This window comes from Pseudomonas sp. S2_H01, from assembly GCF_054668305.1.
Window position 1 is genome coordinate 4,716,502 of the sequence record NZ_CP162756.1, and the last position, 23,844, is coordinate 4,740,345.

The 23,844-nt window shown below is 59.6% G+C and carries 21 protein-coding genes and 1 pseudogene; 16 read left to right on the plus strand and 6 right to left on the minus strand.

All coding sequences use genetic code 11. The annotated features are described in order from the left end of the window. Positions 1-58 precede the first annotated feature (58 nt). The gene (locus tag AB4N84_RS21015) at positions 59-886 is read left to right on the plus strand and encodes a carbon-nitrogen hydrolase family protein (protein ID WP_460042976.1); all 828 of its coding nucleotides are present in this window, start codon (positions 59-61) and stop codon (positions 884-886) included. A 433-nt stretch (positions 887-1,319) separates the two neighbouring features. On the opposite strand, the gene AB4N84_RS21020 is transcribed toward AB4N84_RS21015, so the two are convergent. Next, a complete protein-coding gene (locus tag AB4N84_RS21020; RefSeq protein WP_460042977.1) occupies positions 1,320-2,156 on the minus strand; it encodes a type 1 glutamine amidotransferase domain-containing protein in 837 nt (278 codons plus the stop codon). 217 nt (positions 2,157-2,373) lie between these two features. Here AB4N84_RS21020 and AB4N84_RS21025 point away from each other — a divergent pair, with 217 nt between their 5' ends. After that, positions 2,374-3,129, plus strand: coding sequence for a bestrophin-like domain (locus tag AB4N84_RS21025; protein ID WP_074749480.1), 756 nt, complete (start codon positions 2,374-2,376; stop codon positions 3,127-3,129). A gap of 80 nt (positions 3,130-3,209) precedes the next feature. Here the strand turns inward: AB4N84_RS21025 and AB4N84_RS21030 are convergent, their stop codons facing one another. Then, complete coding sequence (locus AB4N84_RS21030; RefSeq protein WP_460042978.1) at positions 3,210-4,202, minus strand: hypothetical protein; 993 nt, start codon at positions 4,200-4,202, stop codon at positions 3,210-3,212. Between the two features lie 281 nt (positions 4,203-4,483). Between AB4N84_RS21030 and AB4N84_RS21035 the strand changes: the two genes are divergently transcribed. The 3 genes from AB4N84_RS21035 (at position 4,484) to AB4N84_RS21045 (ending at position 6,702) form a co-directional block, all read left to right on the plus strand. Continuing rightward, complete coding sequence (locus AB4N84_RS21035) at positions 4,484-5,977, plus strand: PAS domain S-box protein (RefSeq protein ID WP_074749482.1); 1,494 nt, start codon at positions 4,484-4,486, stop codon at positions 5,975-5,977. 129 nt (positions 5,978-6,106) lie between these two features. Beyond that, positions 6,107-6,361, plus strand: coding sequence for a CsbD family protein (locus AB4N84_RS21040; protein ID WP_074749483.1), 255 nt, complete (start codon positions 6,107-6,109; stop codon positions 6,359-6,361). A gap of 161 nt (positions 6,362-6,522) precedes the next feature. Next, the gene (locus AB4N84_RS21045) at positions 6,523-6,702 is read left to right on the plus strand and encodes a CsbD family protein (RefSeq protein WP_460042979.1); all 180 of its coding nucleotides are present in this window, start codon (positions 6,523-6,525) and stop codon (positions 6,700-6,702) included. Between the two features lie 120 nt (positions 6,703-6,822). Here AB4N84_RS21045 and pobA read toward each other — a convergent pair whose 3' ends face one another. Then, positions 6,823-8,016, minus strand: a complete 1,194-nt coding sequence (pobA, locus tag AB4N84_RS21050) for a 4-hydroxybenzoate 3-monooxygenase (RefSeq protein WP_460047082.1) — start codon at positions 8,014-8,016, stop codon at positions 6,823-6,825. A gap of 128 nt (positions 8,017-8,144) precedes the next feature. Between pobA and AB4N84_RS21055 the strand changes: the two genes are divergently transcribed. The 3 genes from AB4N84_RS21055 (at position 8,145) to AB4N84_RS21065 (ending at position 11,398) form a co-directional block, all read left to right on the plus strand. Continuing rightward, positions 8,145-9,035, plus strand: a complete 891-nt coding sequence (locus AB4N84_RS21055; RefSeq protein ID WP_460042980.1) for a helix-turn-helix domain-containing protein — start codon at positions 8,145-8,147, stop codon at positions 9,033-9,035. Positions 9,036-9,249: 214 nt separating this feature from the next. Then, positions 9,250-10,350, plus strand: a complete 1,101-nt coding sequence (locus tag AB4N84_RS21060; RefSeq protein ID WP_460042981.1) for a Rieske 2Fe-2S domain-containing protein — start codon at positions 9,250-9,252, stop codon at positions 10,348-10,350. 7 nt (positions 10,351-10,357) lie between these two features. Further along, on the plus strand, positions 10,358-11,398 hold the full coding sequence (locus AB4N84_RS21065) for an aromatic ring-hydroxylating dioxygenase subunit alpha (protein ID WP_460042982.1): 1,041 nt from the start codon (positions 10,358-10,360) through the stop codon (positions 11,396-11,398). 110 nt (positions 11,399-11,508) lie between these two features. On the opposite strand, the gene AB4N84_RS21070 is transcribed toward AB4N84_RS21065, so the two are convergent. The 3 genes and pseudogenes from AB4N84_RS21070 to AB4N84_RS21080 form a co-directional block, all read right to left on the minus strand. After that, positions 11,509-12,438 carry a VOC family protein gene (locus AB4N84_RS21070; protein WP_460042983.1) on the minus strand — a complete coding sequence of 310 codons (930 nt, stop codon included), beginning with the start codon at positions 12,436-12,438 and terminating at the stop codon, positions 11,509-11,511. A 22-nt stretch (positions 12,439-12,460) separates the two neighbouring features. Continuing rightward, a complete protein-coding gene (locus tag AB4N84_RS21075) occupies positions 12,461-13,618 on the minus strand; it encodes an alpha/beta hydrolase family protein (protein WP_460042984.1) in 1,158 nt (385 codons plus the stop codon). Between the two features lie 212 nt (positions 13,619-13,830). Continuing rightward, positions 13,831-14,745 (minus strand): annotated as a pseudogene (locus AB4N84_RS21080) (LysR family transcriptional regulator); the annotation flags it as partial. 200 nt (positions 14,746-14,945) lie between these two features. Here AB4N84_RS21080 and AB4N84_RS21085 point away from each other — a divergent pair. The 8 genes from AB4N84_RS21085 to AB4N84_RS21120 all read left to right on the plus strand — a co-directional run bounded on the left by AB4N84_RS21085 (position 14,946) and on the right by AB4N84_RS21120 (position 23,842). Further along, complete coding sequence (locus tag AB4N84_RS21085; RefSeq protein ID WP_074749492.1) at positions 14,946-16,070, plus strand: FAD-dependent oxidoreductase; 1,125 nt, start codon at positions 14,946-14,948, stop codon at positions 16,068-16,070. A gap of 53 nt (positions 16,071-16,123) precedes the next feature. Then, positions 16,124-17,077 (plus strand): PDR/VanB family oxidoreductase, encoded by a 954-nt coding sequence (locus AB4N84_RS21090; protein ID WP_460042985.1) that lies wholly within the window; start codon positions 16,124-16,126, stop codon positions 17,075-17,077. A gap of 3 nt (positions 17,078-17,080) precedes the next feature. After that, complete coding sequence (locus AB4N84_RS21095) at positions 17,081-17,464, plus strand: Rieske (2Fe-2S) protein (protein ID WP_341845426.1); 384 nt, start codon at positions 17,081-17,083, stop codon at positions 17,462-17,464. Positions 17,465-17,482: 18 nt separating this feature from the next. Beyond that, a complete protein-coding gene (locus AB4N84_RS21100) occupies positions 17,483-18,850 on the plus strand; it encodes a metal-dependent hydrolase family protein (RefSeq protein WP_460042986.1) in 1,368 nt (455 codons plus the stop codon). A gap of 10 nt (positions 18,851-18,860) precedes the next feature. Beyond that, positions 18,861-19,298: a GlcG/HbpS family heme-binding protein gene (locus AB4N84_RS21105; protein ID WP_074749496.1), complete on the plus strand. Its 438-nt coding sequence runs from the start codon at positions 18,861-18,863 to the stop codon at positions 19,296-19,298. Between the two features lie 419 nt (positions 19,299-19,717). Beyond that, on the plus strand, positions 19,718-21,403 hold the full coding sequence (locus AB4N84_RS21110) for a DUF1302 domain-containing protein (protein WP_460042988.1): 1,686 nt from the start codon (positions 19,718-19,720) through the stop codon (positions 21,401-21,403). Positions 21,404-21,456: 53 nt separating this feature from the next. Next, positions 21,457-22,794 (plus strand): DUF1329 domain-containing protein, encoded by a 1,338-nt coding sequence (locus AB4N84_RS21115; RefSeq protein ID WP_460047083.1) that lies wholly within the window; start codon positions 21,457-21,459, stop codon positions 22,792-22,794. Between the two features lies 1 nt (position 22,795). Next, on the plus strand, positions 22,796-23,842 hold the full coding sequence (locus AB4N84_RS21120; protein WP_460042989.1) for a WD40/YVTN/BNR-like repeat-containing protein: 1,047 nt from the start codon (positions 22,796-22,798) through the stop codon (positions 23,840-23,842). Positions 23,843-23,844 lie beyond the last annotated feature (2 nt).

The following is a 23,844-nucleotide window of genomic DNA, read 5'->3' on the forward strand; positions in this document are numbered from 1 at the left end:
CGTTTCGGGCGCCGCGCTCTTCGACCCAGGTGCGACGCCCTTTTTTATGGAGGCCTGCATGAACATTCTTTTGGCGCAAATGCCCATCGCAGATGCTCAGGTTGAGCTCAATCTGAGCAACATGCTGTCAATGATCCGCAACGCGCCTCTGGATACGGATTTGATCGTGTTTCCGGAGACGACGCTGTCTGGCTTTCCGACCCCGGATCAGGTGCAAACCACGGGGCTCACCACCCACAGCAAACCCGTGCGGCTCATTCAGGACGCGGCACGCAAACGCAGCATTGCCGTCGCGTTCGGGTTTTGCGAAGTGGCTGACGAAGGCGCGTACAACACGGCGCTGCTGATCGACGGCTCTGGACGCATCGCCCTCAAGTACCGCAAGACCCATCTCTGGCCCGACACGGATTGGGGGGTGTTCAATGCCGGTTCGCATTACGCAGTGTGCGAGATCGCCTCGCTGCGGGTGGGCATGCTCATCTGCTACGACATTGAGTTTCCGGAAACAGCCCGGGCGCTGGCCTTGTTGGAGGCCGACCTGATCCTGGTGCTGGACGGCAACATGACCCCTTACGGGCCTGTTCATCGACGCGCCGTGATCACTCGCGCCATGGAGAACCAGTGCTTTGCCGTGCTGGTGAATCGGATCGGCGAAGGCAAAGGGTTGTCGTTTCCCGGCGAGAGTGTCGCCGTCGACCCGTTCGGGACCGTGCTGGTGGAGTCCACCGATGGACACCCTGTGCGCGTTACGCTGGATCGAGAACGCATTGAGCAAAGCCGAAAAAGTTACCGCTATCTGCGCGACCGACGCGAGGTGCCACTGCGCGTTGAACGCGGTTCCAGCGAGGATGGCATTGCCAATACAGTCAGCTTCATTCCTGGCTGATCGTGCAGTGCGGGGCTGTTGGCCGCTCATCGCCGCCTGACTCGGATTTTCCCTGAACCGTTCAGCGAAGCGGGTGCCCAATCAGATACCCATCAGAGGACATGACCATGGCCGAAGAAAAGAAAGAAGCGCCCAAAGAAGATGTTCCTGCCCACTCGACCGAACAGGAGAGGGAACGGCTGAAAGACTTTAACAAGGACGGCATACCGCCTGGGTCAAGCTGATGCGTTTCGTCGAGACACCCAGGACCGATGGCGTGCCGCGCTCAGAGCGTGTACGCCATCGGTTTCACCCTGCGGACTCTGGAGTATCAACCAGGCGTCTTCAGTACGCGCGCATCTTCAACGGCCGGGCATCGTCCTGCTCGAGCAGATAAACAGACTGGAAAGGCTTGGTCGTCGAAGGTCCCCAGGCGTCATCACGCTGCGTGCGCTCAGGATGACTTCAGTCTCGCCAGCATGGCCACGGCGACGGCCTTGGCCGACTGTGGGTTCTGACCGGAAATGACTTCGCGGTCTTCGATCACGTGTTCGCTCCATGGCTTGGCTTCGGAAAAGTTGGCACCGGCTGCCGTCAGCCCATCCTGCGGGAACAGTTTCATATGACCGCCGCCGAGGAAACCTTTCGCCTGCTCTTCTTCTGCGTCGGTAAACGCGGTGACGTTGTAGCCCTTGTAAATCCAGTTGGCGGGAGCCGCCGGCTGTTTGCCAGATTCCAGCGACGAGACAAACCCACGCGCGTCCGGGAGCGTCGACAACATGGCTATAGTGCCGTGGCAGGTGAAGCCGGTGATTTTGCCTTTTTCATGGAAATGGGTCAGCAACTGACCCAGTTGCTTGTCCTTGAGCAGATCCTGCATCGGAATATGGCCGCCAGGTACGAATACGGCGTCGAACTTGTCGTAGCCGATTTTCTGAACCTGCGCAAAGCTGATGGCCGGCGAACCGGTCTTCGCGGTCAGCTTAAGTGTGGTCAGCATCGCGAGGCTTTCCTGACGGGCTTTTTCATCGCCGCCCCAGAAGCTGACATCATTGGACTTCTGGTCTGCCGTTGGCGCTTTACCGCTGGGGGTGGCAAATATCACGGTTTGACCCGCGGCGATGAAGGTCTGTACCGGCTGCATCAACTCGTTCAGGAAGAATCCTGTTTCCATGACCTTGCCATCTTTAAGATCCAGTTGAGCCTGGTCTGACAGGACAACAAGGACAGTGCCGGCATGGGCGTAATTGGCGGCAACGGTCAGCAGCGCGGCCATAATGGTTTTTTTCACACGGTTCTCCAGTAGCGATGGTTTGATAGCCTCATCTTATTACTGGGGCAAAAGTCGATAGAGTCCCTGAACTGGATATCAATTATTACATCGCGTAATCAATACTCGGGGGGACTGGCTAATGTGCCTGGTCCGCGAATGGCTGAACGCAACCTCTGCGACGGTGCGGCAGTCTACCCTTCACACCCTTGAGTCCAATCAAGCAGGGCGCTGACGTATGAACTCACTTGTGATCCCGCTGGCCATCTTCGTGTGCCTGGTGGCTGCTTCGTTGCTCATGATGCACTGGTGCCCCAGGCTGCCAGCCCACCACCGGGATGACGACACCAACACGGTCGTGCGCCTGGTGGCCAACATCTTTGTGGTCATGACGTCGCTGGTGTTTGGCCTGATGATCAATTCGGCCAAGAATACCTTCGAGTCGATTGATGCAAGCTTCCACGGGTATGCAACCAGCCTGATCATTTTTGATCGCACCCTGCGCAGCTATGGCGACGCGGCCCAGGACACCCGCGGTCGTCTGCTGACGTATGTCGAGCGTGCGGTCGAAACCCCCTATCGAGGAGACGAGGCCCTGCAGCATCGCAACAGCGAGGCCGCTCAGTATCTGGATAACATCGGGAAGTCCTTGACCGGTATAAAACCGCCGGACCGCTTTCATGAAACGATGCTTCAGGACATCCGTCAGCAATACCATTCGCTCATCGAGCAACGCTGGAGGATCGTGGAGCAGTCAGAAGGTGCGATTCCAGGCCCTTTGATCGGGATGCTGGTCGCGTGGCTGACGCTGATCTTTGCGAGCTTCGGATACCGCGCACCCCGCAATTCGATGGTCGTGGGCATGTTCGTCGCCTCGTCATTGCTCATCGCGGCCTCTGTGTATCTGGTCCTGGACATGGACATACCTTTTCATGGCCCCATCCAGATATCCGACGAGCCCCTGCGCAGGGCGCTTGCAGTCATGCAGCTCTAGCCTGTTCTCAATCGCCCAGAAAAAAGTCCGGTACGAAGCGATTCGTACCGGACTTAATGTGAGCGTAAGGACGTTATCGGTTATTCAGTCACGACCAGCACTTGTGGACGCGACCGAATGGCGTAACGGGCGGTAAAGAAACTCACTGCGCCACCCAGCAGCAACATGAAGAACGTCCCCCAGGCCGCTTTGGAGACTTGTTTGGCGGCAACGTCTGCCGCTTCGCGGGCCTGTTGCTCAGCCTGCTGTTTGAGCTGATTTACTTTGGCGGCAGCTTCTTGATATGCCCGGGCATAGTTGTCGACGATCTGCTGGGCTTCATCCTTACTTTTGCCGGTGCGCGCCGCAACGATGTTGACCAGCGCTTCCTTGTCCGCAGCGTTCAGGGCAGGCTCACCCGCTTTCTGGATGCGTTCGAACCACTGCTTCAACTGATCGCCGGCCTGGGTCGGATCAGTGGACGCTTGAGCCGCAGCCTGCTTGCCATCTTCTCCGGCGGCGTCGGCCTTCTGATCGAGTGTTGCGGGGTCAAGCGCCTGCTTGCCGGACTGCTTGAGCGTGGTGTCCAGTTCTGATTTCAGGCTGTCCCAATCCAGGCTGATGCCGTTCTTGTCCAGCTGTTGCTTGATGGTCTGCCCAACCCCGGGCGCCGCAGCGGCCACGCCATCGGCGGCCAGGGAAAGACCTTTACCCGCGATGTTGCCCGCAGTGCCCACCAATGAACCCGCCAGCGACGCCAGCAGCCAGGTGGTCAGCAGGGTGCTGATGGTCCAGCTCAGCAGACCGTGCAGCCCGCCGCGATCCGGCGCTGTGCGGCCCGACACCCAGGCACCGACACCGATGGCAAGCAGTGTGCTCACAAACAGCCAGACACCTGCGCCGGTTCCGAACCCTTGCAAGGGGTTGCCCTGCGCCAGCGGATTGATTGCACCGGCGCCAATGGCCGTTCCGAGTACGCTCAGCACCAGGTAGGTGACCAAGGTAATGGACGCACCCGCGAAGACTGAACTCCACGACACCCTGAAAGGGGAGGCCGAATGAAGGGTAGCGGGGGCAGCGTAAGTCGAAGTCATAAGCGATTCCTCGTGTCCAATGGCAGCGCATTACCTGCGTGCGTGATACGAGCCGCCATCACGTGCGGCTCAACTCGTCTTTTGTGACGTGCTATCAGTCTGCGCAGGCAGCGCGAGCGTGTGATGGCGCATTTGCACTGGTTGCACTGGTGCATTCGCACCGACGTTTGTGCGCGGCGCTGCACTAAGCTTGCACGCGCAAGTCCGATGGTTTGCTGTGCCTTGTTTGCAGTGCCTTGACAGTCGAGGTGCAGCATTCGTTAACCGATCCAGGAGATGACATGACAGATGCTGTGCTTGCCCGAGAAACCAACCGTCGTCAGTTGCAGCACATAATTTCCGGGTTGTCGGATGGGGTCATTCTGGTCGAGGTCGATCAGACCATCATCTGGGCCAACGAAGCTGCGCTGCTGATGCACGGTGTGAACGAAGTGAGCGAGCTGGGTGCCGACGGCGGCGCCTACCGTGAACGCTTTTCGCTGCGCTATCGCAACAACCACCCGCTGGATCCGGATCAATACCCGATCAGCCGGGTGGCGGCCGGCGAGGAGTTCAGCGATGTGCTGGTGGAGGTCAGTCGAGTCGGAGATGAAGAAGATCGCAGCCGCGTGCATCGCGTGCGCAGCATGGTGCTGTCAGACAGCAGCGGCGAGCCGGAATCTCTGGTCTTGATCATGGCCGACGCCACTGAATGGGCGAGTGCCGAGCAGCGGTTCGAGAAGACCTTCAACGCCAACCCGGCCCCGGCCGTCATCTGCCGTCTGAGCGATCTGCGCTTCATCAAGGTGAATCAGGGCTTCCTGGAGATGACCGGGCATTCCCGGGAAAACGTGATCGGCCGTTCTGTCTACGAAGTCGACGTGTTGGAAAATGCGGAGCGCAAAGACCTCGCCATCGAACGGCTGAACGCCGGTGCGACCATTCCGCAGATGCAGGCCGAGCTTAAAATGCCCGAGGGCGGCACCAAGCTGGTCATCGTGGCCGGGCAGCCTCTGGACATGAATGAAGAAGACTGCATGCTGTTTTCGTTCATCGACCTCGAAGCCCGGCGTAAGGCGGAGACCGCGTTGCGTCAGAGCGAAGAGCGGTTTGCCAAGACCTTTAAGTTAACCCCGGTGCCGATCATGGTGTGCACAGCCGATCGTCAGCAGATCGTCGACGCCAACGAAGCCTTTCTCTCCACATTGGGTTTCACCACCCTGGAGATGATTGGCAAAACCGTCGCCGAGATGGACTTCCTCGATAAGGGTAAAGACGCGGTTCAGCTGTTCGATATCCTGGAAAAGAGCGGGCACATCGAGGGCGTGGATTTCAAGGTTCGCAAGAAGAGCGGTGAGATCATGCACTGTGTCCTTGCGGCAGACACCGTGACCATTCAGGACGCGGCCTGTTATCTGTTTGTGTTCATGGACATCACCGAGCGCAAGCGGTCGGAACTGGAGCTGGTGGAGGCCATCGAGACGGTGATGAAAGATGCCTCCTGGTTCAGCCAGACGCTGATCGAAAAACTCGCCAACGCCAAACGCGTCAATGGCCAGAACCTGCCGACCGCGTCCTTTACCGACCTCACGGCCCGGGAGCGGGACGTGTTGGGCTTGATCTGCGAAGGGCTCGCGGACAAGGAAATTGCGTCGCGGTTGAACCTGGCGCTCAACACGATTCGTAACCACGTGGCCACCGTCTATTCCAAGCTCGACGTTCACAGCCGGGCCGAAGCCATCGTCTGGGCCCGTGAACGCCACCTGTTTGCGAGCCAGGGCACAAAAAAACGCTAATCCCTGATGCAAATGCACTGGCGACACTGGTGCAAAAGCGCCTTAAACGCCCAGCACTCATTGCTTAACCTGTGAATGTACCGGCCGCTGCGGGCCGCAATGAATGAGAGTGATCCTGGAGGACATACCATGAAGGCGGAACAGGTGAAGGGCGCATTGGAAAAGGCCGCGGGTAAAACCCAGGATTTTCTGGGCGAACTGACCGGGGACGAGCGCTTGCAGATGGAAGGAAAAGCCAGGCAGTCGGCTGGGGAGCTTCAGCAGCGCTATGGTGATGTGCTGGACACCTGCGCAACCTATCTGCAACGCAGGCCGCGCGCCACTCTGTTTACCCTCGCGGGCCTGACGTTCGCGGTGGCCTGGCTCATCAAACGCCGCCGCTGAACCTGGCGGGTAGAGCCAATCAGCGCTCTGTCGCAGAAACAGACACAGACATAGACGACGGACGCGTTTCGACTGTTCGGTGCGGAAGGCCACGTGCCTTGACCGTTGCCGAATGACCCAAAGTGCCAGGCATTGGCACTCACGTTATCGGAGAAGCAACCATGAGCGGCACTTCAGACAAAATCAAAGGCCTGGCCAACGAAGCGGTCGGCAACATCAAGCAAGGCGTAGGCAAAGTCACGGGCAACGAATCGTTGCAGGTCAAAGGCAAGATTCAGGAAAAGAAGGGGGAGGCCCAGCAGGTGGTCGGGGACGTCAAGGACGCGCTGGATAAACACTGACAGCGGTCAGGTGTTCAAAAAAGCGGTCATCTCAGGATGACCGTTTTTCGTTTGTCCTCGGGCAGGCTTCCAGGGGAATGGGTAATCCTTGCCGCCGCCCGCGCCACCCTTGATCCCAGCTTACTCGACGTTCTCGTACGGTAATCCCACATAGTTCTCGGCAATGGTGGTGCGTCCCGCCAGAGATCCCACGAAATAATCCAGCTCGGTCTCTTTGATGCGCTGGCCGAACGCATCGACGTCCGGGAAGGCATGCAGCATCGAGGTCATCCACCACGAGAAACGCTCGGCTTTCCAGATCCGCCGCAGGCAGATGGCCGAGTACTGCTCAATCGCGTCTTCACGGCCTTCTTTGTACACCTTGCACAGAATGTCGAATAACGTGCTGACGTCGCTGGCGGCGAGGTTCAGGCCCTTGGCGCCTGTCGGCGGGACGATATGGGCGGCATCGCCCACCAGGAACAGCCTGCCGAACTGCATGGGTTCGACCACGAAACTGCGCAGGGGGGCGATACTTTTCTCGATGGAGTCGCCTGTCACCATACGGTCCGCCAGCTCTGCGGGGAGGCGGCACTTCAATTCATCCCAAAAGCGCTGATCGGACCAGTCTTCGACTTTCTCCTGAGCACCGACCTGCAAGTAGTAACGGGTTCGCGTGGGCGAGCGCATGCTGCACAACGCGAAGCCTCGTTCATGGGCGGCATACACCAGTTCGTCGTTGACCGGCGGCGTATCGGCGAGCACGCCCAACCAGCCAAACGGGTAGACCCGTTCGAAAATCTTCAGTGCATCAGCAGGGATCGATTGCCGGGCCACGCCATGAAAGCCGTCACATCCGGCGATGTAGTCACACTCCAGACGCACCGTCTCACCGTTTTTCTCGAAGGTGACGCAGGGACGGTCGGTTTTCAAATCCTGAGGGCTGACGTTCTCGACCTTGTAAAAGGTCTCGCCACCCGCCGCTTTGCGCGCCGTCATCAGGTCGCGGGTGACTTCGGTCTGGCCGTAAATCATGACGGCCCTGCCGCCCGTGAGCTTCTTCAGGTCGATGTGTTGGCGCTTGCCGGCGAACACCAGCTCAAACCCGTCGTGCACCAGGCCTTCGGCATCCATGCGATCGGCCACTCCGGCCTTGCGCAGCAGGTCAACCATCCCTTGTTCGAGCACGCCTGCACGGATGCGACTGAGCACATACTCCGGGCTCTGCCGCTCAAGAATGATGTTGGAGATGCCAGCCTTATGCAGCAACTGACCGAGCAGAAGACCGGATGGACCGGCACCGATGATTGCGACTTGAGTCTTCATTGTTGTTATTCCACGCAAGCTTGTTGTGGTTATGAGCTTGCATTTTTCGCTTGCTGAAGGTGGTTTAGAAGGTTAACAAGCCAGAACTTCAGGTACTTTTCAGTAATTGGGGCGATTATCGCCCAGTGCGAGGCGGCATGGTCAGGGCAGTGCTGGACAACATTCCGGTGTTCAAGTTGTATGGCGAGGGACAGCGTTGGGCGACCCCCGACCTGCTGCATTGCGAGACCATTGCCAAACGCAGTCGCCTCCACCATTGGGAAATCCAGCCTCACCGGCACGCCGATTTGTGCCAGCTGCTCTACGTACGCAAGGGACAGGCGCAGATTGATATCGAGGGGCAGCACCTCGTGGTGCGCGAAGCGGCCTTGCAAGTCGTTCCACCCCAATGCGTCCACGGTTTTCGTTTCTCGGAGGACATCGATGGGTACGTGGTAACGCTCGCCGCTCCGCTGATCGCTCAGTTGCAGGCTCAGGCGGGTGCCACCCATGATGTGCTGGCTCAGCCGGCGCTCTATCTGGCGGGCAGCGATCGCAAGTACCTGACGACGCTCTTTACGGCGCTGCTGCGTGAGTACCAAACGCTCCAGTCGGGCCGGGATGTGATGCTTCATTCGCTGATCAATGTGGCGTTGGTCTGGGTGGGTCGACAAGCCACCGCACGCAACAGTTCAAAGCAGGCGCCGGAGCGTGGTCGACGCTACCTTGCACACTTCATCAGCCTGATCGAAACACATTTCCGCGAGCAGCCCAGCGTCGAGCACCTGGCCTACAAGGTCGGCCTCTCGGTCGCGCAGCTGAACAATGTCTGCCGCGAACTGGCCGGCCTCAGTGCGTTGCAGGTCGTGCACCAGCGCATGCTGCTCGAGGCCAAGCGCAGCCTGATCTACACCAGCATGACCGTTGCTCAGGTGGCCGATGCGCTGGGCTTTTCCGATCCGGCGTACTTCTCTCGCTTTTTCAAGCGCCTCAGCGGTCTTTCACCCTCGGATTTTCGCGGCCAGGGCCTGCGTCAAACGGACCCGTGACGGACAACGCCTGACGCCCCTGGCCGTCACCGATCACACCTGTCTTCCGGGTCAGGCATCGCGGTTGGCGATACCTCCTAGCGGAGGATCTGATTGGTGCGCGCAAGGTGCTGAGCGCTAAGGTCTACCGGCAGGGTTGCTCAAGGGTCGGTGAACGACCGTCACCTCATGGATCTGGGCACCTCATACTAAAAACAAGCAAGGTGAGATGATAATGAGCGTTACCGTCTTCGACTCGGCCGTTCAACCCCAGGCTGCCCCCAAACCCGCGACCTTTCCGATCAATCAATGGTACGTCGCGGCCTTGTCCAAAGAGCTTGAAGGTGCTCCCTTGGCGCGCACGTTACTGGGCCTCCCGGTCGTCCTTTTTCGATGCGCCGATGGCACGGTTGCGGCGTTGGAAGACCGTTGCTGTCACCGCGCGCTGCCACTGTCAAACGGCACCCTGGAAGAGGCAGGCATACGTTGCGGCTACCACGGTCTTTTGTTCGATGCTCAAGGCAAATGCATCGAGGTGCCGGGGCAGGATCGAATTCCCGCAAAGGCGAAAGTCCCTGCGTACGTCGTCCGTGAAAAGGATCACATTGTCTGGATCTGGCACGGCAGCGAGGCGCACCCTCAGCCCCTGTCCGAACCGCCTGTTTATGACGTCCACAGCAGCGGCCGCTACCTCTACGACGGCGATGTCTATCACTACGATGCGCCTTACCAACTCATCCACGACAACCTTCTGGATTTAAGCCATCTGGGCTATGTGCATCTGCGCACCATCGGTGGCAATGCAAGCATCCACATGAACGCGCGCATGGATGTCCAGAGTGATGATCAGACGGTGCGGGTGGTGCGACACATGCTTGATTCCGTGCCGCCTCCCACCTATACCGCGGCCTATCCCTTTTCGGGCAACGTGGATCGGTGGCAGGAGATTGAATTTCACGTCAGCCACCTGCGCATCTGGACGGGCGCGGTGGATGCAGGCTCCGAGTCGATCGATGATCCGCATCGCGGCGGTTTTCACATGCGTGGCTTTCACGGAGTGACCCCCGAGACCGAAACGACCAGCCACTACTTCTGGACGATAGCGACCAATCCGCTGAGCGATCCGGAGGCCGTCAAAGCAAAAGTGGTCGAGCAGACGATTCTGACCTTCGACGAAGACAAAGTGGTCATCGAGGCGCAATACCGAAACATGTGTCGGTTTGGTAAGCCGGCCACCGTCGATATCCACGTCGACGTGGGGGCGAACCGTGCACGGCGAATCATCGAACGGTTACGTCAGAATCACGCGGATAACCCGACAGGCGAGCGAGGATAATAAGAAAATGACCTATTTGAGAAACACCTGGTACGTCGCGGCCTGGGATGAGGAAGTGAAGCCCGAAGCGCTGTTCAGCAGGCGTTTGCTGGGGGAAGCACTGGTTTTTTTCCGTGAACAGTCGGGTCAGGTTCGCGCCCTGGCTGACCGTTGCGCCCACCGTTTCGCGCCCTTGTCCAAAGGCATTTTGTGCAGCGATGCCGTGCGTTGTCCTTACCACGGGCTTGAGTTCGACGGCGAAGGGCAGTGCACCCGCAACCCTCACGGAAACGGTGCCATCCCGAAGGCTGCTCAGGTTCGCGCCTACCCGGTGGTGGAGAAGTACAGCGTGATCTGGATCTGGATGGGTGATGTGGAGAAAGCGGATGAAACACTCATCCCTGATTTCTCCTGCATGGACCCGCAGCGGTTCTACGTTGCCAAGCGCTACCTTCATGCCCGGGCCAATTATGTTCTGGAGTCCGACAACATCCTCGATCTGTCGCATATCCAGTACCTGCACCCCACGACCCTGGGCAGCGAAGATGTCAGCAGCGCGATCACCAAGGTCGAGCAGGACGGTTCTACGGTCTGGTCCTATCGCCAGACCGTCAACGAGATCATGCCGGCATTCCTTTACGACGCAATGGGTATCCCGGCCGATACGCCCGTGGACCGGTGGACGGACGTGCGCTGGGACGCCCCCGCCAATATGTTGTTGTATGCCGGCGCGGTACCCACTGGCCGTCCGCGCAGTGAGGGCCGTGAAACGGCGCTGCCGCATCTGTTTACGCCGGAAACCGAAACGACCACTCACTACTGGTTTTCTTTTCCGATGCCCGTGGAAATGGGGGCGTTGGGTCAGCAGATTGCGCAAGGGCAGGTGTCCGCGTTGGCCGTCCCGTTCACCGAGGAAGACCTGCCGATGCTGGAAGCGCAGCAGTTGGCAATGGGGGACGACGATTTCTGGTCGTTGAAACCCGTGTTGCTGCCGGGTGATGCGGCCGCCATTCGTGCGCGCCGGGTACTCGACGGTTTGATCGCGAAGGAGAAAGAGGTCGGCCTCTAACCGTCATTGAGGCGATCAGCGTACGGTGAAAGTAACGAGGCCGCTGCAACCCTTACGGAGTGCAGCGGCCTTCTTCGTTGTGCGGGATTAACGCGCGTTACTTCAATGATTTATTCCGGCTTTCCACCCGGCATCCACTTTTCGCGGTGCTGGAACAGGAAATACTGCGAGGTGTCGGCACTGGAGGGTTCCACCCGTGGCGACCAGCTGTCGTCGTGCAGGTCCATGTCGGCGTCGTACTCGACGTGGCAGCCCATAGGGCTGTTGAAATACCAGAACCAGTTCGAGCCCAGTTGATGCCTGCCCGGACCCCAGAAGGACTCGTAGCCTTTTTCGACGAAACGCGTACCCGCGAGCATGACCTCGGTGGGACCCGCCATGTGAAAGGTGAAGTGCTCAATGCCTTTCATGAACGGCGGCGTTTGAATGAAGAACAATGTGTGGTGGTCTTGTGTGCCCGCGGGGCGCAGGAAAGGGCCGGTTCCAATGAAACGGTCAGTGCAGACGAAGCCCAGTCGCGTGTAAAACGCCTCTGCTTTATCGGCATCCGGGACGAAATAGACAACGTGCGACAAGCTGCGGGCCAGGGCAGGCATATCATTGCTGGCGCCCAGGCTGTTGATCTCGCGCAGCGTCGACGATCCTGGTGCGTTGCTCACTTCTCCGGGCAGCGACAGTTCACGGCGCTGGGTGATCCTGAAACCGACCGCAAATCCCATGTCGTCTACCGCATGCAGCACACCATCCTCTGTGCGGCTGACCTCACGATCCCTGCGCAATTCGGTCTCGATGGCCAGCAGCGTTCCCTCATCAGCGACGCCGTACACCGTCTCGCGCAGGGTGCTGGCCGTGCCCATTGCGGGCGGCAGCTGTGGATCATCCCGATGACGAATGAGGACGCCGGTGCCGTCCAGCGCTTCGAGGAAGCCGCCGGTGTCGTCGACATCAACGGGCTTGAGGCCATAGTCGGTCAGGTACTGTACGCAAACGCCAACGTCGTCGACGCCGAATACCAGATATTCAGGTCCGATAATATTCATGAGCTGTCTCTCTTGTTGTGGCTCAGGCCGTACGGCCGCCCAAAGTTTCAGCGACCCAGTCAGCGATGTACTGACCCGCGTTGATGCTGTTGTCGAAGCTTGAGTGCTGCACGCCGCCTTCTCGCTCGGTGAAAACTTTCAGTTCGCGTTGCGGGCTGTTGATCAGTTGCTCATAGGTGCGATGCGCCCATTTCAGCGGAATCTGGCTGTCCTTTTCGCCGTGGGTCACCAGGAAGGGCACCTTGATTCGATCCAGCACGCCATCCAGATGGACGTGCTCGGCCACCGTCATGAACTCATCAATGTCCTTCGCTCCCCACACCCAGCACACATGTTTCCAGTAGTGCGGAACCGGTAAGTTGCCCTCATTGGCCAGGCGCCGTTTCTGGACATCGCGCCAGTCATGGTTGGCACCCCAGACCACGCCACAGGCAAAGCGTGGCTCGAAAGCAACGGCGCGCGGGCAGTAATAGCCGCCCAGAGACACGCCTTCCAGACCAATGCGTTTCGGGTCGATGTCGTCACGGGTCTCTAGCCAGTCCACCACGCGGCTGGCCCAGTGCTCGCTGTCATAGCGTGCTGTCAGCCCTTGCAGGCGCAAGGCCTCGCCCGTTCCAGGCTGATCGATGACCAGGGAAGCGATACCGCGTTTTGCAAGCCAGGCCGGCAGACCCACCCGGTACTTCATCTCCTTCGTGGAATCCAGGCCATTGACCTGAACCAAAATGGGCGCAGGCCCCTGCACACCTTCAGCGCGGGTGTAGAGGCCTGACAGGTGACTGCCTTCGTAGGGAATCTCTACGCGTTCGCAATTTTCCGAGGACAGGCGCACGCCGCGGGCAAAGGTGTCCAGAAACCGCTCATAGAGCGCTTCGCGGGCCGGAGCGCCGTGAGCCTGCAGGCGTTCGCAGGTGATGTAATACGTGGCCGCACGGTTGTATTTCTCGCCGGCCGAAAACAGCCGGCCGCGGGCCTCGTCTTCCTCGGCAAGGCTGCACAACTTGTCAGCCATTTTTGACCAGGTCTCACGAAACGCCTGTGTGCCGGTCGCGTCGGGGTGCTTGGCGCTTTCTTGAAGCGGCGCGCACATCTCTTCGATTTCGCCAATGCGGGCACCCATCTCGATGGCGAGGTCTACGGACAGATTCCAGACGTAATTGGTGGGGAAGTAGCGAAACATATTTTTATTATCCTTCTAACGGTTCCGAGGCGCGGCACTGTGAAACGCATGCCGCAGCGGGCACACGCATCAGTGCCAGCACGCAAGGAAGCTCGCACGCTTGCATCTGATCGACAAATTGCGAGTTCACATGCCAGCCATCGCGGTTCGCGATAGGTGGGCCAGCAGATCGGTGCGCGAAGCGTTAGCAGGAAGGGAGAGCCATCAGGCGAGGGAGGGGTTTCAAAACTGCGGACGGTTTCAAGCAGTTTTGTACGAAGCCAGATCAGCATGGCATCGCCGTCCAGGCTGCGATGCCACGACATGTACTCGCGCATCACCGGAATTTTTACCGGGGGCGGAACGAGCCTCAATGGCAGCAGCTGCGCGTAGAGCGAGGCGAGGCGGCTGTGCATGGTCGCGATTCGCTGCGAGCCGATGAGAAGATGAGGGATGGTGTTGAAGTCGTGAGTAATGACCTCCATGCGGCGCTGGCAGCCGTACTGGTCCATGAACCATTGCTCGATGGCAGGCGTGCGACTGCGGCCGAAGGCAGCCGCGACATGACCCAGTTCCAGGTAGTTCTCCAGCGTGAAGGGCTCTCTGACGCTCGTATTGCCTTCCCACACCACACACACGTGTTGTTCTTCAAACAGCAGCTGTGAGGGATGCTCCGCATTGATGTGCTGTTCAGGCGCGATCATCAGGTCGATTTCACCGCGCATCAGCATTTCGACAGCGGTTTCGCCTGGGCTCATCAACTCGAACGTGACGTGCGGGGCGTCCGAAACGATGCGCTGAATCACCTCGGCAAACAGCACGTTGATCAGGTAGTCAGAGGCCATGATCCGGAAATGGCGCTTGCTCTGGGCGACGTCAAAAACAGGCTTTGCAGCGATCGACGTCTGAATCTTCAGAAGCACTTCGCGCACCGGAATCTGCAAGTCCTTGCCGAGCATCGTCGGCGTCATTGTGCGCCCCACCTGAACCAGCAAATCGTCCTCGAAGTAGGCACGCAGCCTGCGCAAAATTCCGCTCAATGCAGACTGCGTCATATGCAGGCGTCCCGCCGCACGGGTGATGTTCTGCTCTTCGAGCAAGACATCCAGAGCGACGAGCAGATTGAGATCGAGGTGGTTGAATCGCATGGTAGCTGGCTCATTGTTGTATTTATTTTTGAAATACTTTCCATGGCAACTCCCGATTAGTCAACGCCTCATTTCCTGCTTATCGTCGGCTCAACAGTAAGCCTGCAGCACCGGCCAACGATGGCTTTTGCGGCATCGCCGCCGTGCGTTCAGCGCTTGCCGTTTGATGATCAAAACAACAAAAACAAAAGGAACGCCGAATGAGCGAAGTCGATAAGGTCCTGGTCGTGGGCGGAGGTATCGGTGGTCTGTGTGCCGCCATCGCGCTGCGTCGTGAAGGCGTGCCGGTGGATCTGGTGGAAATCAAATCCGACTGGACCGTTTACGGCGTGGGGATCATCCAGCAAAGCAACGTGGTCCGGGAAATGGCCCGCCTGGGCGTCCTCGACCGGTATCTGGATGCCGCCTACAGCTTCGAAGATGTCGGCATCTATGATCTGGAAGGCGAACCGCTGGCGCGCATTCCCGGCCAACGGTTGGCGGGTCCGCAATACCCGGCCAACGTCGGTATTTCACGGCTGGCGCTGCATAAAGTCCTGAGCAGCACCGCCATCGAGTTGGGGGCACAGATTCGTCTGGGACTGAGCGTCGAAGCGTTCGAGCAGGATGAAGACGGCGTGGACGTCAGCTTCACCGACGGCTCACAGGGACGCTATGCCTTGATGGTCGGCGCCGACGGGGTTTACTCGAAAATTCGCACCCTCCTGTTTGGCGACACGTATCGGCCGCGCTTCACTGGCCAGGCAGTCTGGCGCTACAACTTTCCCCGCGACCCCTCCATCGATCATCTCGCCAGCTACATGGGTCCAGGCGGCAACGCCGGTCTGGTGCCGCTCTCTGACAACCTCATGTACATGTTTTCGACCTCCCACGAGCCCGAGAACCCTTGGTATCCGCCCGAGCAACTGGCTGAGCTGATGCGTGATCGCATCAGCAACATTGGCGGGCTGGTCGGTCGCTTGCGCGAGCAGATCACCGACAGCAGCCAGGTGGTCTACAAGCCCATGGAAGTCGTGTTCGTGGATGAACCCTGGTTCAAGGGACGCGTGTTGCTGATCGGCGACGCGGCACACGCCACGACCCCGCATCTGGGGCAGGGCGCGGGCATGGCGATTGAAGATGCCTTGGTGCTGAGCATGGAGCTGACCGCAGACGGCAGCATGGAGCAGAAGCTTCAACGCTTCATGAATCGCCGCTTCGAGCGCTGCAAGTTCATCAGCGAGAAGTCGGTGCTGGCGGGTGATCGGGAAATGGCGCGGGATCAGAGTTTTGATCGCATCGGCCTGACCAAGCAAATGCTCAAGCTGACCGCCGAGCCTATCTGACCTCGCGCGCCATCGCCGTGGCGCTGCCCTGAACAACAAGCAAGGGAACGGCAATGATCGACGTTATTGTGACCCGCAAAAAACGCGAGGCCGACGGGATTTTCAGCTTCGAGCTCGCCCGTACGGACGGCGTACCACTGGCGCCGTTCAGCGCCGGCTCGCACATCGACGTGCACCTGGGTTCAGGGCTGGTGCGCCAGTATTCGCTGTGCAATCACCCCGACGAGCAGTTTCGCTATCAAATCGGGGTGTTACTGGACCCTGCCACCCGAGGCGGCTCCAAGGCCATGCATGCCCTCGAAGAAGGCTGTGTGTTGCAGATCAGTGAGCCGCGCAACCTGTTTGCCCTCGCACACGGTGCTCGACGCTCGTTGTTGTTTGCTGGGGGCATCGGTGTTACGCCGATTCTTTGCATGGCTGAACGTCTGGCGCAGATCGATGCCCCATTCCAGCTGCATTACTGCGGCCGTTCGCTCGCCAGCGTCGCGTTCATCGAGCGTATTCAGCAATCGCGTTTTGCCGAACGGGCGCACCTGCATTTTGATGACCAGCCCGAGACCCGGCTTGATGCAGTTCAGGCGTTAAGCGGCTATTGCGAAGGCGATCACCTGTATGTCTGCGGACCCGGCGGATTCATGGCATTCATCCTGGAGCAGGCACGTCTGGCCGGCTGGCCTGAAGACAGTCTGCACCGGGAGTACTTTGCCGCCCAGCCACAGGCGGTGGCGCAAGCCGATGACGGTAGCTTCGAAGTGATGCTGGCGAGTACCGGCCGCTGTTTCTCTGTCCCTGCCGATCTTTCGGTGGCTCAGGTGCTGCTGGAAAATGGCATTGACCTGCCGTTGTCCTGCGAAGCGGGCATTTGCGGCACGTGCCTGACCCGTGTGCTCGAGGGCGAGCCCGACCATCGGGACATGTTCATGACTGCGGCCGAGCAGGCGCTGAACGATCAATTCACGCCCTGCTGTTCGCGGTCTAAAAGTCCACGCCTGGTGCTGGACCTTTAGCCCGTGACGCAACGTTCCCCTGTGACACTCAGCCGAATTTTTCTGTGCCAGCAGGACATGATCGTGGACGGCTCGGCACGCGGATTCGATCCTCATGCCGAGGGGCGCGACACGCTGTTTGTCGTCCGCTGGCGGGGCGTGCTTCGTGCCTGGCTGAACCGCTGTCCGCACATGGACGTCGCCATGCAATACCGCAAAGACCGGTTCATGTCGGCAGACGGCCAATACATTGTCTGCTTCGCACATGGCGCCCTGTTCCGACCGGATGACGGGCGGTGTGTACTGGGCCCTTGTCTTGGACAAACGCTGCAGCAGCAACCGATCGTCATCGACGAGGACGGTGCTGTCTGGTTGGTGGATACCCCTGCGCAACCCCTCACGGCATAACAACAAGAGAACCCAGCCATGGCTCGCACGCATGTCAATTGCAACACGCTTTTTACCGGCCTCGAAGACACCGCGCGGCAGCATCAGCGACTGATCATCGAAGACGGCGTCTTCACGTATGTCGGCCCGCAGGACTCAGCACCGGCGATCGGTGCCGGTGAGGAAGTCATCGACACCGGCGAGCATTTCGTCATGCCGGGACTGGTCGATGTGCATACCCATCTCGTGTTCGGTAACGCGAAAAGCGAGGAGGACATTGATCTGCATGTGTCGCCTGAGTTTCGCGCCCTGCGCGGTCTGTTTTTCACCCAGCATGTGCTCGCGGCCGGTTACACCTCGGTCGTGGTGCCCGGCGATGCAGGCCAGTGCAGTATTTCGGTCCGCAACGCGATCAACGCCGGCATGTCCACAGGCCCGCGCATCGCTGCCAGCAGCAATGTCATTTCCAATCGGCAAAGCCTCAACGACTGGTTCCCCAGCTGGGTCGGCACACCTGAGTATTTCAGTGGCCGGCTGTGCGCCACGCGCGACGAGCAGATCGCCGAGATCCGGCGTCAGGCAAAGGACGGTGTGGACTTGATGAAGATCGCCATGGATGGCCCGCATTTTCGTCCCAACGGTGAGCACATTGCGGCATTCACCGAGGATGAAACACGCTTCATGGTCGACGAAATCCACCGTCTGGGTAAGAAAGTCGCCGTGCACGCCTATGGCCGCGAAGCCGTCCTGTACGCCGCCAAGGCCGGCGTTGATGTGATTTTCCACGCCTTCTTCATGGACGACGAGTGCATTGAAGCCATCCTGAAATCCGGCAGCCACGTCGCCCCGACCTTCACCATGCTGGCGAACAACACGGAGTTCGCCGAGCCCTACGAAGCGTCGACCAAATCCGGCTACGCCTCCATGCAGCGCAGGGTGATCGAAGCAGGCTGTCGTAACCTGAAAAAAGCCTTTGCAGCCGGGGTTCCCTTCATGACCGGCAGCGACAGCGGCTTTGCCATCACCCCTTATGGCGAGTGGCATGCGCGAGAAATAGAAATCCTGGTGGACTGGTTGGGCTTGAGTCCCGCCCAGGCGCTGCGCGCTGCCACTTCGGTGTCGGCCAAAATGATGCCTGCCACGCAACGGGTCGGGGCACTGGAAGTGGGGCGCCGTGCAGACTTCATTCGCGTCGACGGTTCGCCGCTGGACAACGTCGCCATCCTTCAAGAACGCCAGCGCATTTGTGGCGTGTATCTGGGTGGCCGCCGTATCGAGGCCCAAGTGCCGGGCTATGACCCTAACCGGGTCAGCGATTTCAATACCGTGAAGTGGTCCGAGCTGCACACGCGCCAACGCGCGGTGGAGATGGGCAAGCGCACGCTGTCCACCCTGAATCGGCAATAAGGAGCGTGGCATGAACCGACTCACCCTGACCCTCGCGGACCGCATGGTCGACGAGGCGCTGAGCGAAGGCGCGCGGCAAGGATTTCAACCCCTTTGCGTCGCCGTGCTGGACGCGGGCGGGCATCTGTTGGCACTCAAACGTGACGAGCGTGCAAGCCTGCTGCGCCCGCAGATTGCCAACGGTAAAGCCAGCTCCGTGCTTGGCATGGGCTTCGGCGGTCGTGAGCTGGCGCGTCGGGCGGAAGTGATGCCGGCGTTTTTCGGCGCGCTGAGCGATCTGGCTGGCGGGAACATGCTGCCTGTTCCCGGTGGCGTGCTGATTCGAGACGACGCTGGAGACATCGTGGGCGCCATCGGCATCAGCGGAGACACCTCGGACAACGATGAGCGTTGCGCCCTGGCGGCGATCGCTGCGGTCGGTCTTGTCGCCGATGCTGGTTCACAGTGAAAGCGCCACGCCAAGGGCGTTGTTCGGTGTGCGACAGCCATCGCTTACGCAATGCTGCGACCCGTTCAGGTATCTAGGTTTGCAATACATCGCATCTCAAGAGTCGATTAGTCAAAACACCTGTTTGGCGTGAAGCTGTACCCAGCCAACCCATTGTTCCCCGGTAATAGTTACTCGGTAATGGTGGGGGTCATAAAATAAGAAGAGTGAGGTTCACCATGATCTCGAGCAAACCATTGTTTTCCTTTCGCGCAAAAAGCGTCGCCTTCTTTGGAAGGTATCCCTCCGCATTGTTCAATCTTGACACTTACTCCACCTGAGCCTTTAGCCCGCTGACACTCGTTTACGAGGAGCGCTGCTCGCCTGCGTGAAAGCAGTACGTCGGTCCTACGGATAACAACAACAAAGAGGGATAGTTGATGGCCACTCATAAAGGGGCAAGGGTAAACTCGCGCCCGACATTTGCCCGGCACCCACTGGTATTTGCTTTAACAGCCGTATTCGGCGGTGTACCGCTGGTGCAAGCGTTTGATTTCGACACGGGGAATCCGGATATCCGGACGCGCTGGGACAACACGCTCAAGTACAGCTCGGCATGGCGGACCAAAAGCGCCTCGTCGCAACTCACCAACAGCAGTACGTCAGTCAACGGGGACGACGGTGATCGCAACTTCGGCAAGGGCTTGATCTCCAGCCGCCTGGATTTGCTCTCTGAATTCGACATCAGTTACCAGAACTTCGGTGCCCGGGTGAGCGGCGCCGCCTGGTACGACGACGTTTATAACAAGCAGAACGACAACAACTCCCCGGGCACCGTCAACAGCGTCTCGGTGAATTACGACCATTTCACGGACCGCACCCGGAACTTGCACGGCCGCCAGGCGGAACTGCTCGACGCCTTCATCTACGGCAAAGGCGATCTGGGCGAAATGCCGGTGTCGGGACGCATCGGTCAATACGCCATGCAATGGGGTGAAAGTCTGTTCTACGGCATGAACGGTATTGCCGGAGGCATGGCGCCTATTGATGTGGTGAAGGGTGTGTCAGTGCCCAACACCCAGTTCAAGGAGTTGATACGTCCGGTCAACCAGATGTCCGGGCAGTTGCAGATCACGCCGGATGTCTCGATTGGCGCGTATTACCAGTTTGAGTGGGAGGCGAACCGGTTACCGGGTTCGGGCAGTTACTTCTCGTCTTTCGATTCCATCGGTGAGGGCAATGAGCGTTTGTTCGTGGGGGCACCGCTTTTCCCCGGCGCTCAGCCGCTGGCGTTCTATCACGGCGCCGACAAACAGGCCAAGGACTCGGGGCAGGGTGGCGTACAGGTCAAATGGCGCACCGAAAACTATGACTTCGGTGTCTACGCGATTCGCTTCCACGACAAAAACCCCCAGCTATTGGTCCGTCCGGACTTTGCCAATCTGAACCCGCTGACCGGTGATGCCGGCGAATACAGCTGGGTGTACGGGGAGGGCATCAAAGCATTGGGCGCCAGTTTTTCCACCACGGTGGACGCGTTCAACATCGCAGGCGAGATGTCGACACGCTGGGACCAGCCGCTGGCGTCGACCAATCAGCGCACGCTGTTGCCGGGCGAAGGCATCTCCAATGAAGCCGACGACGCGTTGTATGCAACGGGGCGCACATTGCACGCCAACCTTTCATGGCTGGCGACGTTGAGTCCGAATTTTTTAGCGCAGGAAACCAGTTTTCTGGGTGAGTTCGCGTGGAACCGCACCCTGAGCGTGACCCGTAATCCGGACGCCGTCGACCACAACGCCGATCGTGATGCCTGGAGCGTGAGGACCGTTTACGAGCCGATGTATCGCCAGGCGTTTTCCGGCATGGACATCAGCGTTCCCTTCGGCGTGAGCTTCACCCATGGCGCTTCGGAGTCACTGGGGACGGCCTTCGGTACTGACCGAGGCGGCGACATCAACATCGGCGTCAAGGGTAATTACCTCAATACCTGGAACCTGGGGCTGACGTACACCCATTACTACGGCCCTGCCAACACCTTCCTCGACGCCAGCAACAACTACACCTTCGAACAGTCGCTCAAGGACCGAGACTTCGTCGCCTTCAGCGTCAGCCGTACTTTTTGAGCCTGGGAACAACTGCCATGACTATGTGTAAAACCGTGCCCCTTCGCAAAAAAATGACGCTTCTTATTACCTCGCTTGCGGTCGCCACGCTGGTGTCTCAGGGCGCTCTGGCAGCCGATGCGGCTGACCTGAAAACCACCCTCACGCCTTTGGGCGCCGAGCGGGCGGGCAACGCCGACGGCAGCATTCCTGCCTGGACCGGGGGATTGACCAAAGTCGACCCTGGCTTCAAAGAGGGCGGCAAGCGCACCGACCCTTTCGCGGCCGAGAAGCCGCTGTTCAGCATCACCTCAAAAAACATCGGGCAGTACGCCGACAAGGTCACGCCGGGCATTCAGGCGATGTTGAAGAAGTACCCGGACAGCTATCGTCTGGACGTTTACCCCACGCACCGGACCGCGGCGGCGCCTCAGTCGGTGTATGACGCCACCTATGCCAACGCAAGCAAGACCCGACTGGTCGACAGTTCAGCCGGTCTGATTCCCCAGGACGGGGAGGGCGGCATTCCCTTTCCTTTGGCGAAGGACGGCGTTCAAGCCATCTGGAACCATTTGATGCGCTGGCGCGCCGCATCGTGGCATACCGATTTCTCCCAATACTTGACGACCTCCGATGGCAAGCATGTGCTGACCAACGATTCGCGTGCGGACTATCAGATGCCCTGGTATTTGCCGGACGGCGGTAAGAAAGACGGCACCTTCTGGAGCATTCGCATGATCAACGACGGCCCGCCGTTGCGCGCCGGCGAAGCCATCACGGGTCGTGAAAACGTGAATGCCGACAACACCGGCGCGTGGACGTATCTGCCGGGCCAACGGCGCGTTCGCCGTCTGCCCAACGCGTGCTGCGATACGCCGACACCGGCCACTGCCGGTGTGATGAGCTTCGACGAGCTGTACGTGTTCACCGGCCGTGTCGATCGATTTGACTGGAAGCTGGTGGGCAAGAAGGAGATGTATATCCCTTACAACTCCAACAAGGTCTTCACGGCTGCCAGTCCCGAAGCCTTACTGGGTGATCACCACCTCAATCCCGATGTGCTGCGCTGGGAATTGCACCGTGTGTGGGTCGTTGAGGCAACGCTCAAATCCGGCAAGCGTCACGTGATGCCACGCAGCACGTATTACCTGGACGAGGACACGTGGGCAGCGGTGCTGGGCGAGCGCTATGACGCTCAGAACCAGCTGGCGAAAGTGTTGTGGACCACGCCGGTCGTGCTTCCCGATTTGCCGGGTGTCGTGACGGTGACCAACGGCTTCTACGATCTGCTCTCCAGCACCTGGTTCACGGGTGACATATTTGCTGGCAAGAGTGAGCAATACCGCGTGGTACAGCCGTACAAGGATTCGGTATTCACGCCGGATGCCCTGGCTGGCGAAGGCGTGCGCTGATATGAACGGCAAACGTTGGCTGACCCTGTGCCTGGTGGCGGTTGTCCCGCCGCTGCTGGCAGCCCCTCCTGTCGATGTGCTGAGCCACCCGGCAATTCAATCGGTGCAAGCGCTGCACGGCGTCATGCAGGCCATTACCCGTGCCGGGGATCGATTGGTCGCGGTGGGCGAGCGGGGCACCGTTCTGCTCTCTGATGATAACGGCGCGACCTGGCGTCAGGCGACGGTCCCGGTGAGCAGTACGCTGACCGCCGTGCAGTTTGTAGGGCAGCAAGGCTGGGCGGTAGGGCATGCCGGTGTGGTGCTGCACAGCACAGATGGCGGTGAGCATTGGGCGCTTCAGCTTGATGGGCGCGCGGTGGCCGCACTGGAACTGACCGCCGCGCAGCAGGGAGGCGATGAACGTCGTCTTGCGGCTGCACGGCAAGGGGTCACCGATGGCGCGGACAAGCCGCTCCTGGCGCTCAGCTTCACCGACGCGCTCAACGGCATCGTGGTGGGCGCCTACGGGATGGCGCTGATCACGCACGACGGCGGTCAGACGTGGTCATCGCTCGCGGGACGTCTGCCTAATCCTCAGGGGCTGCACCTGTACGCCGTCGCACAAACAGGCCATCACGTTTATGTGGCGGGTGAACAGGGCCTGTTTCTGCGCTCTCTCGACCAAGGCGAACAGTTCGAGGCGGTCGACACGCCCTATGAGGGCAGTTATTTCACCCTCGCCGTGCAGAGCGATGGCTCCGTCTGGGTCGCGGGCCTTCGCGGCAAGGTTTTCCGGGTCGGCAATGACGGACATACCTTTGCCGAGGTGGTCAACCCGCTTCCCGTTTCCATCAACGATATGCGTTTGCTCGGTCAGCAACTTGTACTGGTCAACCAGGCCGGCGGTGTGTTGCAGGCATCGGCCGATCGTACCCACCTCGCTCCACTCGCGCTGCCACCCGGACCATCCCTGACCTCGATAGCCCAGGCGGCCGACGGCACCCTGGTGGGTGCAGGTTTTGCCGGACCCGCGCGCCTGGTCACGCCCTTGAACGCTGCGGAGTAAGC

Bases quoted from the DNA above. Each gene is read 5' to 3' on its own strand.
- AB4N84_RS21065 (WP_460042982.1), top strand. From the start codon at position 10,358: ATGACCTATTTGAGAAACACCTGGTACGTCGCGGCCTGGGATGAGGAA.
- AB4N84_RS21060 (WP_460042981.1), top strand. From the start codon at position 9,250: ATGAGCGTTACCGTCTTCGACTCGGCCGTTCAACCCCAGGCTGCCCCC.
- AB4N84_RS21100 (WP_460042986.1), top strand. From the start codon at position 17,483: ATGGCTCGCACGCATGTCAATTGCAACACGCTTTTTACCGGCCTCGAA.
- AB4N84_RS21030 (WP_460042978.1), bottom strand. From the start codon at position 4,202: ATGACTTCGACTTACGCTGCCCCCGCTACCCTTCATTCGGCCTCCCCT.
- AB4N84_RS21070 (WP_460042983.1), bottom strand. From the start codon at position 12,438: ATGAATATTATCGGACCTGAATATCTGGTATTCGGCGTCGACGACGTT.
- AB4N84_RS21120 (WP_460042989.1), top strand. From the start codon at position 22,796: ATGAACGGCAAACGTTGGCTGACCCTGTGCCTGGTGGCGGTTGTCCCG.
- AB4N84_RS21045 (WP_460042979.1), top strand. From the start codon at position 6,523: ATGAGCGGCACTTCAGACAAAATCAAAGGCCTGGCCAACGAAGCGGTC.
- AB4N84_RS21055 (WP_460042980.1), top strand. From the start codon at position 8,145: ATGGTCAGGGCAGTGCTGGACAACATTCCGGTGTTCAAGTTGTATGGC.
- AB4N84_RS21090 (WP_460042985.1), top strand. From the start codon at position 16,124: ATGATCGACGTTATTGTGACCCGCAAAAAACGCGAGGCCGACGGGATT.
- AB4N84_RS21035 (WP_074749482.1), top strand. From the start codon at position 4,484: ATGACAGATGCTGTGCTTGCCCGAGAAACCAACCGTCGTCAGTTGCAG.
- AB4N84_RS21110 (WP_460042988.1), top strand. From the start codon at position 19,718: ATGGCCACTCATAAAGGGGCAAGGGTAAACTCGCGCCCGACATTTGCC.
- AB4N84_RS21040 (WP_074749483.1), top strand. From the start codon at position 6,107: ATGAAGGCGGAACAGGTGAAGGGCGCATTGGAAAAGGCCGCGGGTAAA.
- AB4N84_RS21115 (WP_460047083.1), top strand. From the start codon at position 21,457: ATGACGCTTCTTATTACCTCGCTTGCGGTCGCCACGCTGGTGTCTCAG.
- AB4N84_RS21015 (WP_460042976.1), top strand. From the start codon at position 59: ATGAACATTCTTTTGGCGCAAATGCCCATCGCAGATGCTCAGGTTGAG.
- AB4N84_RS21075 (WP_460042984.1), bottom strand. From the start codon at position 13,618: ATGTTTCGCTACTTCCCCACCAATTACGTCTGGAATCTGTCCGTAGAC.
- AB4N84_RS21105 (WP_074749496.1), top strand. From the start codon at position 18,861: ATGAACCGACTCACCCTGACCCTCGCGGACCGCATGGTCGACGAGGCG.
- AB4N84_RS21025 (WP_074749480.1), top strand. From the start codon at position 2,374: ATGAACTCACTTGTGATCCCGCTGGCCATCTTCGTGTGCCTGGTGGCT.
- AB4N84_RS21085 (WP_074749492.1), top strand. From the start codon at position 14,946: ATGAGCGAAGTCGATAAGGTCCTGGTCGTGGGCGGAGGTATCGGTGGT.